We start from the raw sequence: 12,408 nt of genomic DNA on the forward strand, positions 1-12,408 counted from the left end.
CGAAATTCGAAGAGCGGAAAAGGCCGCAGGGCTGCGCCCTGCGCTACAGGGTCCGTTACAAGTTGTGGGTCAGGGCTGAAGGGCGGTTCTGACGGCGGGCTTGATCTGCGCGGAGGCGAGGCTCCCGGCGTCCCAGCCGCCGCCGAGGGCTTTCACCAGCAGGACGGAGGTGACCAGGCGCTCGCCCTGCAGCTGGGCGGCCTGGCGCTCGCTGTTCAGCAGGGTCTGCTGCGCGGAGACGACGTCGAGGTAGCTGACCAGGCCGCCGGTGTAGCGGCTGGTGGCGATGTCCAAGGCACGGCGCGCGGCGGCCACGGCGCGCGCCTGGGTTTCCGTGGCGTCGTTGAGGACGCGCAGGCCGGAGAGATCGTCTTCGACTTCGCGGAAAGAGTTGAGGACGGTCTCGCGGTAGTCGGCGACGGCCGCATCGTAGCCGGATTTGGCGTATTGCACCTGGGCGCGGCGGGCGCCGCCGGTGAAAATGGCCTCGGCGGCGGTGGCGCCGAGAGCCCAGAACGTGCTGGAGACATTGAGGAGCTTGGCGACGTCGGCGGTCTGCCAGCCGCCGTTGGCGAAGAGATTGAGCGAGGGGAAGTAGGCGCTGCGGGCCACGCCGATCTGGGCGTTGGCGCGGGCCATGCGGCGCTCGGCGGAGGCCACGTCGGTGCGGCGCTCCAGCAGGTCGGAGGGGAGGCCGGTGTCGAGGGATGGCGGGGCGATAGCCAGTTCTTGCGCGGGCAGATGAAATTCCGGGGCGGGGGCGCCGGTAAGGACGGCCAGGGCGTTTTCGAATTCGTCGCGGTTCTGCACGAGAAGGGTAGCCTGGGTGCGGGTGGATTCGAGGAGGGTTTCTTCCTGGGCCACGTCGAGGCCGGAGGCGATGCCGCCGTCGTGGCGGGCGCGAACGAGTTGCAGGCCCTTTTCCAGCGATGCGATGGTGCGCTGGAGAATGGTCAGCTCGGAATCGAGGCGGCGGAGCGAGTAGTAATCGGCGGCCAGCTCGGCGGTGATGACCAGGCGGACGTTTTCGAGATCCGCGGCGGATTCCTGCAGGGCGGCCTGCGAGGCTTCGATGCTGCGGCGTCGGTGGCCGAAGAGGTCGGCTTCGTAGCTGACGGTAAAGGGCAGCAGGACGTTGTTCTGCGAGATGGGGATGAGGTTTTGCTGGCTGGTGTTGCGCGGGCGGTTGCCGGAGAGGCGCTGGCGCTCGGCGAGGGGCGCGACGCCCATCTGGGGGTAGAGCGAGGAAAGGGCGAGGGTGGTGAGCGCGCGGGCCTGTTCGTAGCGCGCGGCAGCGGAGTGCAAAGTTTCGTTGGCGGCGAGCGCTTTGGTTTCCAGGGCGTTGAGCTCCGCATCCTGAAACACTTTCCACCACTCCCCTTTGGGAATGGCGTCCTTGGGAGCGCCCGGGCGCCAGGGTTGCGGCGCTTGCCACTGCGGGGGAACGGGCACGGCGGCGCGCTGGTATTTCGGTCCCGTCGTGCAGCCGGAGAGTGCGAGAGCGAGAAGGCCAGGGAGGAGAGCGAGGCGAGCGCTCACCGGCGCGCTCCGGCGGGTGCGGGCTGTTGTGGGAGTTCCCTGGTGCGCACTTCCTGGCCGTCTTCGAGCGAGTCCGGAGGATTGAGGACGATCCAGTCGTCCTTGGAAAGGCCCTGCAGGATTTCGAGGGAGGTGCCGTAGTCGCGGCCGATGACGAGCGGGCGGAGATGGACGCGATGCTGGGCGTCGACGGTGACGGCGCGGAGGCCCTCGGAGCGGAAGAGCAGGGCGTTAACGGGAACTTGCAGGCGGGTGCTGGCGGCGCGCACCTGCAGGTGGACCTGAGCGTAGCCGCCGGGGAGCAGCTGGCCCTGGTGGTTGGGAACGTCCACTTCGGTGAGCAGGGTGCGGGATGCCTGGTCGATGGCGTTGGCGGTGCGCACGACGCGGCCTTCGAAGCGCTGCCCGGGAAACTGCGCGAGCTCCAGCCAGGCGGCGAGCCCGGTGCGAATGGAGGCGGCTTCCACCTCCGGAACGGAAAGGTAGACGCGGATGGGATCGATCTGCGCGAGGTAGAAGAGCTCCTGGCGCGTGCCGGTGTTGCCGGCGTTGATCAGCGTGCCCACGTCGACGTTGCGGCGGGTGATCACCCCGCTGAAAGGAGCGTCGATGTGCCCGAAGGACTCCATATCCTGTAGGCGGCGGACGTTGGCGTCTGCGGCGGCGAGGCTGGCCTGTATCTGGGTGTAGTGGCTGGCGCGCTCGTCAGCTTCCTGCTGGGAGACGGAGTCGGATTTGCGCAAGCCGGCCCAGCGCTCGGCGGAGGACTTGGCGAGCTCGAGGTTGGCGGCGATCTCCTGGCGCGCGGCGCGGGCCTGCGAGAGCTCCTGATCGATTTCCGGGGTTTCGATATCGGCGAGGCGCGCGCCCTGCTTCACCCGGCTGCCGATGTCGTGGTACCAGCGCTGGAGGTAGCCGTTGGTGCGGGCATAGATGGGCGACTCGACGTAAGCCTGCAGGTTGCCGGGAAGAACGAGGTCTTCCTGTCCGGCTTGCGCCGTGGCGTGGGTGACGGCGACGGTGGGGATGGCCAGGGTTTCCGTTTCTTTGGCCAGGGCCCGGAATTCCGAGCGGCGCTGCAACAGGCGGAAGGCGCCGGCAACGGCGAGCAGGAGCAGCGCGGCGATAGCCACGGTGAGCAGGCGTCCGGCGCCGGCCTGACTCCCGGAAGAAGCATGTCTGCGAAAACCCTGATTCATTTCCTGTGTCCCCAAACCTCGCGAAAGTGTGTGCATCTGCGCCATGGGCTCAGACCCCCGCCGGTGCCGCAGATGGCGCGCCGGGCCGGTTTCTCTTTTCGCGCCGCCCATGAATGATACTGAAGACGCAAGGCACGAAGAAGAGCGTGGCGACGGTGGCAAAGATCAGGCCGCCGATAACCGCGCGGCCCAGCGGCGCGTTCTGTTCGCCGCCTTCGCCGAGGCCTACGGCCATGGGTACCATGCCGATGATCATGGCCAGAGCGGTCATGAGCACGGGGCGGATGCGGACGAAACCCGCTTCCAGGGCGGCGTCGAAGGCGCTGCGCCCGAGGCGCATCTGCTCGCGCGCGAAGGAGACGAGGAGGATGCTATTGGCGGTGGCCACGCCCATGCACATGATGGCCCCGGTGAGCGAGGGCACATTGAGCGTGGTCTGGGTGAGAAGGAGCATCCACAGGATGCCGGCGAGCGCGCCGGGCAGCGCGGTGATGATGATGAAGGGATCGAGCCAGGACTGGAAATTCACGACGATGAGCAGGTAGATGAGGATGATGGCGCCGAGCAGGCCGAGGCCGAGGCCGGCGAAAGAGGTCTGCATGGTCTGCACCTGGCCGCGGATGGCGATGCCGCTGCCCCGCGGGAGATCCTTTTCCGCGCCCTGCACCAGGCGGGTGACTTCGCCGGAGACGCCGCCGAGGTCGCGGCCGTCCACCGCGGCGTACACGTTGATCATGGGCTGCACGTTGTAGTGAGAGATGGCCGCGGGGCGGGCCACAGCGCTGGTGCGGACGAGATTGCCGAGAATCTGGCTGGGCGCGCTGGCGGCGCGGACGGGAGTGTTCTGCAGGGCCTGGAAGGAGTCCATGCGGTACTGCGGAGTCTGCACGGCGACGTTGTAGCTGACGCCGTTCTTGGGGTCCACCCAGAAGGTCGGGGCGGTCTGAAAACTGGAGCTGAGGGAGACCAGGACGTTCTGGGCGACATCGCGGGCGTTGAGGCCCACGGACTGCAGGCGCGAGCGGTCGAACTCCATGCGCAGGGCGGGCTCATCGAAGGCCTGCTGGACGTGGATATCCACGGCGCCGGGGATGTGGCGCATCTGGTTGGCAAGTTTCTGGGCGGCGGCATAATTGCCGGCCTCGTCCATGCCCACGATCTCCACGTCGATGGGAGCAGGGGTGCCGAAATTGAGGATCTGCGCGACGATATCCGCGGGCTGAAAGAAAAATTGAACCCCGGGAAATTTCCGGGGCAGGATCTGGCGCAACTGCTGGACGTATTCGCGGGTGGGGCGGCCGTGTTCCTTTTGGAGCTGCAGGAGGATTTCGGCGTCTTCGGTGCCGATGGTGCCGCTGCTGCTGTAGACCAGATTGATGCCGCTATAGGGGAGGCCGATGTTGTCGAGGACGGTAACCAGATCGCGCCTGGGGATGTTCTCGCGGATGACGGATTCGACTTCATCGCAGAGACGCGCGGTTTCCTCGATGCGCAGGCCGGTGCGGGTGCGGACGTGCAGGCGAATCAGGCCGGCGTCCACGCCGGGAAAGAAGTCGCGGCCGAGGCCCAGGCCGATGCCCGCGGAGGCGCCGCAAAAAAGGATAAAAATGAGGGCGACAAGAGGCGCGTGATGCAGCGCGGACTCCAGGGAGCGGCGGTAACCCTCGCGGAAGGAGTGGAAGCGGCGCTCGAAGCCCTGCTGGTAGCGGCGAAAGAGGCCGGGGCGGCGGCCGGGTTCGTCGTGCCCCTCGTGGCGGAGCAGGTACATGACCAGAGTGGGCACGAGGGTGCGGGAGAGGATATACGAAGCCAGCATGGCGAAGATGACGGCTTCGGCCAGGGGCACGAAGAGAAATTTGGCCACTCCGGTGAGAAGAAACATGGGCACGAAGACGATGCAGATGCACAGGGTGGAGACGAAAGCGGGAGTGGCGATCTCTTCGGCCCCGGCGAGAATGGACTCGATCAGTTCCTTGCCCATGGCGCTGTGGCGCTCAATGCTTTCGATGGTGACGGTGGCGTCGTCGACGAGAATGCCGACGGCGAGGGCCAGGCCGCCGAGGGTCATGATGTTGATGGTCTGGCCGAGGGCGCTGAGGGCCAGGACGGAGCTGAGGATGGACAGGGGAATGGAGATGGCGATGATGAGCGTACTGCGCCAGCTGCCGAGAAAGAGCAGGATCATGATCGCGGTGAGGCAGGCGGCGATGATGGCTTCGTTGAGCACGCCCTGAACGGCGGCGCGCACGAAAAGGGACTGGTCGAAAAGCTGGGCGATGTGCAGGCCCTCGGGGAAGGATTTGGAGGTCTGCCGCAGGAGGGCGTTGACGCGGGCGACGATGTCCAGAGTGGAGGCGCTGCCCGTCTTGTAGATGCTCATGAGCACGCCGCGCTGCCCGTTAACGCGGACGATGTTGGTTTGCGGGGAAAAACCATCGCGGATGTGCGCGACGTCGCGCATGTAGATGGTGGCGCCGTTCACGGTGCGGATCGGCAGGTCGTTCATTTCGGCGATGGTTTGCGGGCTGCCGTTCATCTCCACGGAGTATTCGAGAGGGCCGATCTTGGCGGTGCCGGAGGGCAGGATAAGGTTCTGTGCGCTGACGGCGTTGACGACGTCCACAGGGGAGAGGCCCTTGGCCTGGAGGGCGGCGGGATCGATGTCCACGGAGATGAGGCGCTGCTTGCCTCCGTAAGGAAAGGGCATGGCGGCGCCCTGGACGGTGGCGAGCTGGGTGCGGATAAAGTTGTTGCCGTAATCAAAGAGCTGCTGCTCGCTCATGGTGTCGCTGGTCATGCCGATCTGCAGGACCGGGACGGTGGAAGCGGAATAAATGATGACCAACGGGGGGGTCGCGCCCGGGGGCAGAAACTTCAGGATGGATTGGGAGATGGCCGTCGTCTGGGCCATGGCGGTCGAAATGTTGGCGCCGGGCTGAAAAAAGATCTTGATGACGGAGGTTCCTGGCAAGGATTGCGATTCGATGTGCTCGACATCGCTGACCAGAACGGTGGTGGCGCGCTCCGACATGTTGGTGATGCGCTGCTCCATCTCCTGAGGAGCGAGGCCGGTGTAGGTCCAGACGACGCTGATGACGGGGATGTTGATGTCGGGGAAAATGTCGGTGGGGGTGCGCTGGAGGGCCACCGGCGCGAGCAGCAGGATGACCAGCGCCAGCACGAGGAACGTGTAGGGGCGGGATAGAGCGATGCGAACGATCCACATAAAGCTTCGAGTCCACCTGTCAGGGGGGCACCGTCCAGCGGCCCACGGCCCGGTATTTCGTTAGATTCGCGGCGCGGCCTCGCGGGTACGGAGTACTTCTGCCATGCGCACCGCTCCCGGCGGCGGCCCAGGCGAATTTTCCGGCGCGTTGCGGCAAGCCGGAGCGAACTGCGCGCGACTATTGTATGCGTGACCGCGAAGCGGTCAACATACGATACCGCGTTTTCGGCTGGAAATTCGACAGGCAGCGTGTGACCCCGCGCCGCGGAAGGGCCGTCCGGGGAAACCCCTGCGAAGATGCGCGGGGAAAAAACCGCGCCCGCGCGGCTGTGCTATGATGTCTCCGGCGTGACCGCACCGCGGTCAGCGCTGTTGTTCTTGCCTCGAGAAGCACGTTCCGGCCTCGCGCTGGAGGTTCCCATGAGCACCAATCGCATTCGTACCCTCGCCATCGTTCTGGGTGTCTTGGTTGTACTACTGCTGCTGCTGCCTTCCCTCATCCCCGTGAATCAATTTCGTTCCACCGTCGAGGAGAAACTTTCCGCCGCGCTGGACCGCAAGGTGCATGTCGGGAATCTAAGTCTTTCGCTCTGGTCCGGCGCCCTGGCGGCCGAGGAGCTGTCTATCGCGGACGATGCGAAGTTCAGCGCCGCGCCGTTTTTGACGGCCAAGGCCCTCAAGGTCAAGGTCGAGGTCATGGCGCTGATTTTCTCGCGTGCGCTGCACATCACCGGTCTGACGATCGAGAAGCCCGAAGTGACGCTGCTGCGCGACGCGGCCGGGCGCTGGAATTTCTCGTCGCTGGGCGGGGCGCCGGCAAAGTCCGAGCCGCGGCGGGCGGCGCAAGCGCCGGCGCAGTCGTCGGATGCCGCCGCGGAACTTCTGGTGCAGAAAATGGAGTTGAAGGACGGGCGGCTGCTGATCGGGACCATGGGGTCGGCGAAGCGCGCCAGCTATGACAATGTGAACGCGGAAGCCTCGGATGTGTCCATGAGCGCGGCGTTTCCGGCGAAGGTGACGGCGAGCCTGCCGGGCGGGGGGAGCTTCAAGCTGGAGGGGCGTGTGGGCCCGCTGAACCCGAACGACGCCTCGCTTTCCCCGGTGGACGCGAAGATTTCCATCGACGGGCTGGACCTGGCTTCGACCGGGGTGATTGATGCCGCGGCGGGGCTTGGCGGAATCCTGGACCTGGATGCCACGCTCACCTCGCAGAAAGGCGAAGTGCAGACCAAAGGCACGATGAAGCTGAAGAAGCTGCTGCTAGTGGCGGGCGGGTCTCCGTCCACGGTTCCCGTTACGCTGGATTTTTCCACGAAATCGGATATGCAGAGAAATACGGGGGTGCTGAACCCCTCGGCGATCAAGGTGGGCAACGCGGCCGCGCGCATCGCAGGAACCTACGAGACGCGCGGAGAAGCCACGGTCGTGAATCTCAAGTTCGCCGGCCAGGACATGCCGGCGCGCGACCTGCAGGGCTTTCTCCCGGCGCTGGGCATCAACCTGCCCAAGGGGGCGTCGCTCTCATCGGGCATGCTCAGCGGGGATCTGAACATTCAGGGGCCGACGAACCGCCTGATCACCTCGGGGACCCTGGGGCTGGCGAATGCCCGGGTGAGCGGGTTCGATCTGGGTTCGAAGCTCGCCGTGATTTCCGCGCTGGCCGGCGTGAAGACGGGATCGGACCTGGACATCGAGAAGCTGACCACGAAAATCCGCATGGCCCCGGACGGGCTGCGCGCCGAGAATTTCAATGCGGTCATCCCCGCGCTGGGCACGCTGGTGGGCGCGGGGACGGTAGACGCGAAGAACAACCTGGACTTCAAAATGCTGGCGACGCTGACGGGCGGGCCGGCAGCCGCTGGTACAACGGGAGGTGCGGGCGCGGCGCCCGCGGGAGGAGCAGCTACGACTGGCGGGGGAGGAGTGGCCGGGATGCTCGGCGCGCTGCTCGGCCCGGCCAAGGGCGGACAGGCGCGGCGCATTCCGTTCCTGATTCAGGGCACGGCCTCCGATCCCAAATTTGTTCCCGATGTGCAGGGGCTGGCCACGGAAATGCTGAAGTCGCAGTTCAGCGGAAGCGGGGCGCAGAAGGACACCCAGCAGCCGGACAGCGGTCCCCTGGGCGGGCTGGGGGAACTGTTTAAGAAGAAAAAGCCGTGAAGAGCGTGAGCCGTGACCCTGGTTGGTGACTTGTAGGCAGGGAGTGCTCGCTGTGCGGGGGCGCGGGTAATCGTTTGCGCGCTTTTTCCTTTGCCGTCTATTCCGGTCCCTTTTTTTCTCCGTGACCTCTGTGACTCGGTGGCTATCCCATCTTGCTTTTTCTGGCGCTGGGGCATCCAATATGAGGCAGAGTTTATGGAGCGAGGTGGGGCATGGCTGAAGCCGTGATTGTTTCCTCGATACGCACGCCGGTGGGCAGGGCGTTCAAGGGCGCGCTGCGCGCGACGCGCCCGGACGATCTTGCCGCGGAAGCCATCAAGGCGGCCCTGGCGCGGGTGCCGGGGCTGGATGCCAAGGAGATCGAGGACGTCATCCTGGGCTGCGCCATGCCCGAGGCCGAGCAGGGGATGAACGTGGCGCGCATCGCTTCGCTGCGCGCGGGCTTGCCTGTCGAGTGTTCGGCGATGACCATCAACCGCTTCTGCTCGTCGGGGCTGCAGGCCATCGCCATCGCGGCGGAACGCATCCGCTGCGGCGCGGCGGAGGTGATCCTCGCGGGCGGCACGGAGTCCATGAGCCTGGTGCCCATGGGCGGGAACAAGATTTCCCCGAATCCCTGGCTGGTGGACAATAATCCGGATTCTTACATCAGCATGGGCCTGGGCACGGAGCATGTCGCCCGGAAGTACGGGATTACGCGCGAGGCGGCGGACAAGTTTTCCTACGCGAGCCACCAGAAGGCCCTGGCCGCGATTGCCGCCGGGAAGTTCAAGGACGAGACCGTGCCCGTGGAAGTGAGGATCACGGCGTGGCCCAGCGGCAACGGCGCCGGAAAAGGGAAGGGCGCGGCCAAGGCGGCGACGCAGACCTTTGTGTTTGACACCGACGACGGCCCGCGCGCGGATACTTCCATGGAAGCGCTGGCCAAGCTGAAGGCCGCGTTTCACGTGCAGGGCACGGTGACAGCAGGGAACAGCTCGCAGATGAGCGACGGTGCGGCGGCGGCGGTGGTGATGAGCGAGGCGCGCGCCAAGGCGCTGGGGCTGAAGCCGCTGGCGCGCTTTGTGTCGTTCGCCACGGCAGGGTGCCCGCCGGAGGAGTTCGGCGTCGGGCCGGTCTATGCGATCCCCAAGGCGCTGAAGCTGGCGGGGCTGAAGCTGGACGACATCGCGGTGATCGAGCTGAACGAAGCCTTCGCGGCGCAGTCGCTGGCGGTGATCCAACAGGCGGGGCTCGATCCGGCGCGGGTCAATCCCAACGGCGGCGCGATCGCTTTGGGCCATCCGCTCGGCTGCACCGGAGCGAAGCTGACGGCTTCGATCATCCGCGAGTTGCAGAGGCGCAATGCGCGCTACGGTCTGGTGACCATGTGCATCGGCGGCGGCATGGGCGCCGCGGGCATCCTCGAGCGGGTGTCGTAGGATGCGCTCCACGAAATCAGCCTGGTTCCTTGCAACGATTCTGTTGCTTTGCGGCGGGATGCTGCGCGGGCAGGCGCCGGCCGCGCCACCTGCTGCGGCGCCGCAGGCGGTTCCAGTGCGGGGCGAGCCGCGGCATCACCTGGCGTTTGAAAACGGCTACGTGCGGGTGTTCGCGGTGGAGGTGGCGCCGCACGACGCCACGCTGCTGCACGAGCACGCTCTCGACTATGTCTACGTCACGCTGGGCACGGCGGACATCGTCAACGCAGTTTTCGGCAAGCCGGAGGTCCATGCGCAGTTGAAGGACGGGGAGGTGCACTTCGCGCGCGGGGGATTCGCGCATGTGGCGCGCAACCTGAGCGACCTGCCCTTCCGCAATCTCACCATTGAGTTCTTGAAGCCCCAGGGCGAGGTGCACAACCTCTGCGAGAAAATCGTGCCCGGCGACGCGGGGCCGTGCGAGAAAGTCCAGGGGAAAGGCCATGTGACCACGCCGCTGATGGAGACGGCGGAAATGCGCATCGAGTTGGTTCGGCTGGACCCGCAAGCGCAGAAGATCGAAATGGCGCCCGGCACAGGAACCCTGGTGGCCGCGCTGGAACAGGCCGGTATCGAAGTGGAATCCGAGGGGCAGCCGCCGGCGAGCATCGCCACCGGGGGACTCTTGTGGCTTCCGGCCGGGTCGCGGCAAGTTTTCTCCAATCTTCGCAACACGCCTGCAAATTTTCTGCGGATCGCTTTCAAGGACAGCGGGGCGCAGGAAACAACCGTGCACTGAGGATTTCCCCCGGCCTTCCGGAGTTTTTCCCGGTGATATACCGTGTGGCAAACCTGTACTGCACGGCGTTTGCCGGGCGGGCAGACCCGGGAGTAAGATACCTTCCCAGCGGGCTCCTCGCACCCGCTTGGCACGCACGCGGCCTGGCCGCGTACCAGTTCACCACGCGCACCCGGAGGCAATCATGGCCACACCTACTCTGACGAAACCCGCAGCCAAAGGGGGGAGTTTCCTGCTGGAGGCGGCGCGGCCCGAAGACGTATTCACGCCGGCGGATTTCACGGACGATCAGAAGCTGATCGGGCAGACGGCTGAGGAGTTTGTGACCAAGGAAGTGCTGCCGCGGGCGAAGGAGCTGGAAGAGAAGAAGCCCGGCCTGATGGTCGAGATGATGAAGAAGGCGGGCGAACTGGGCCTGCTGGGCGGGGGCGTGCCGGAGGCTTACGGCGGCGGAGGGCTGGACAAGGTGGCCACGACGCTGCTGACGGAAAAGATTTCGGTGTATGGCGGATTTGCGACCACGTTTGGCGCGCAGACCGGCATCGGCACGCTGCCCATCGTCTATTTCGGAACGGAAGAGCAGAAGAAAAAGTACTTGCCGAAGATCGCCAGCGGGGAATGGATTTCGGCCTATTGCCTGTCCGAGCCGCAGGCCGGCTCCGACGCGCAGAACCTGCTGACGCGCGCGGAGCTTTCCCCGGACGGGAAGAACTGGATCCTGAACGGGCAGAAGATGTGGATCACCAACGGCGGCTTCGCCGATGTGTACATCATTTTTGCCAAGGTAAACGGCGAGAAGCTTTCGGCGTTCATCGTCGAGCGCACTTTCCCCGGCTGCAAGCCCGGCAACGAAGAGCACAAGATGGGCATTCACGGCAGCTCGACGACGCCGGTGTTCCTGGAAAACTGCCAGGTGCCCAAGGAAAACCTGCTCTATGAGATCGGGCGCGGGCACATCGTGGCCTTCAATATTCTGAATTCGGGGCGCTTCACGCTGGGCGTGTCCTGCGTGGGCGGGGCCAAGCTGGTCATTGCGAACGCATCGAAGTACACCAAGGAGCGCAAGGCCTTCGGCAAATCCATCGGCGAATTCGGGCTGATGAAGGAGAAACTGGCGGAGATGGCTATCCGCATCTACGCGATGGATTCCGTGGTTTACCGCATCGCGGGGATCATCGAAGCGGCCATGGCGGCGGCCGAGGGCAGCGGCGACAAGACCCAGCAGATGATGAAGGTGCTGGAGGAGTACGCGCTGGAATGCTCGATCGCCAAGATCGCCGGCAGCGAGATGCTGGATTACGTGGTGGACGAGGGCGTGCAGATTTTCGGCGGCTACGGCTTTCATGAAGATTATTCCGTGTGCCGGGCCTATCGCGACAGCCGCGTCAACCGTATTTTCGAGGGCACCAACGAGATCAACCGCATGCTCATCATCCAGATGCTGATGAAGCGCGCCATGGGCGGGCAACTGCCGCTGATCCCCGCGGCCATGAAGCTGGCGGACGAGATTCTGGCCGGACCGTCGATGGAAGAGGCGCCGGAGGGCGTACTGGCCGAGGAGGCGCGCGTCGTCGCCAATGCCAAGAAGATGTTCCTACAGGGGGCGGGCGGGGCAGTGCAGAAGTACCGGGAGAAGCTGGCCGACGAGCAGGAGCTGATTGCGGCGCTGGCCAATATCGTGATGGAGATTTACGCCATGGAGTCCTCGCTGCTGCGCGCACAGAAAGCCGCCGCGGCCAGGGGCGAATCCGCCGCGCAAGCGATGATCGCGGCGGCGCGGGTGTTCATCGCCGACGCCGCGGAACGCGTGGAGCACGAAGCGCGCCGCGCGCTGGCCGCGGTGCACGAAGGCGACATGCTCACCACGCAGATGGCCGTCCTCAAGCGCTTCGCCAAGCGCCCCGCCGTGGATACCATCGCGCTGCGCCGCGTGGTGGCCGCCGCCGTGCAGGCCCAGGACCGCTATCCGTTCGAGGGCAAGTAAGAAAGTTGACCGCTTCGGGGTCACGCCTACGGAAGATTAGCCACAGAGACGCAGAGCCACGGAGTTCAAAGAGGAAGCCCAGGAAACAACGGGCTTCCTCT

7 protein-coding genes are annotated in these 12,408 nt (G+C 65.5%); 4 read left to right on the forward strand and 3 right to left on the reverse strand.

All coding sequences use genetic code 11. From position 1 onward, the window contains the following. Positions 1-69 precede the first annotated feature (69 nt). Genes LAN61_14275 through LAN61_14285 form a run of 3 tightly spaced genes read right to left on the reverse strand, consistent with a single transcriptional unit; the run spans position 70 to position 5,964 of the window. Positions 70-1,539, reverse strand: a complete 1,470-nt coding sequence (locus LAN61_14275; GenBank protein ID MBZ5541680.1) for an efflux transporter outer membrane subunit — start codon at positions 1,537-1,539, stop codon at positions 70-72. After that, entirely contained in the window at positions 1,536-2,738 is a 1,203-nt protein-coding gene (locus LAN61_14280) for an efflux RND transporter periplasmic adaptor subunit (protein MBZ5541681.1), read from the reverse strand. Before LAN61_14280 ends, LAN61_14275 begins: the two co-directional genes overlap by 4 nt. Positions 2,739-2,787: 49 nt before the next feature. Continuing rightward, a complete protein-coding gene (locus LAN61_14285; protein ID MBZ5541682.1) occupies positions 2,788-5,964 on the reverse strand; it encodes an efflux RND transporter permease subunit in 3,177 nt (1,058 codons plus the stop codon). Positions 5,965-6,384: 420 nt separating this feature from the next. On the opposite strand from LAN61_14285, the gene LAN61_14290 reads away from it, so the two are divergent. The 4 genes from LAN61_14290 to LAN61_14305 all read left to right on the forward strand — a co-directional run bounded on the left by LAN61_14290 (position 6,385) and on the right by LAN61_14305 (position 12,307). Then, positions 6,385-8,124, forward strand: a complete 1,740-nt coding sequence (locus tag LAN61_14290) for an AsmA family protein (protein MBZ5541683.1) — start codon at positions 6,385-6,387, stop codon at positions 8,122-8,124. Positions 8,125-8,336: 212 nt separating this feature from the next. Further along, positions 8,337-9,545, forward strand: a complete 1,209-nt coding sequence (locus tag LAN61_14295; GenBank protein ID MBZ5541684.1) for an acetyl-CoA C-acyltransferase — start codon at positions 8,337-8,339, stop codon at positions 9,543-9,545. 1 nt (position 9,546) lies between these two features. Beyond that, positions 9,547-10,323, forward strand: a complete 777-nt coding sequence (locus tag LAN61_14300) for a hypothetical protein (GenBank protein ID MBZ5541685.1) — start codon at positions 9,547-9,549, stop codon at positions 10,321-10,323. Positions 10,324-10,507: 184 nt separating this feature from the next. Beyond that, entirely contained in the window at positions 10,508-12,307 is a 1,800-nt protein-coding gene (locus tag LAN61_14305) for an acyl-CoA dehydrogenase family protein (GenBank protein MBZ5541686.1), read from the forward strand. The last annotated feature ends 101 nt before the right edge of the window (positions 12,308-12,408 follow it).

It is taken from the genome of Terriglobia bacterium (assembly GCA_020072785.1).
In the GTDB taxonomy this organism is placed as follows: domain Bacteria; phylum Acidobacteriota; class Terriglobia; order Acidiferrales; family UBA7541; genus Acidiferrum.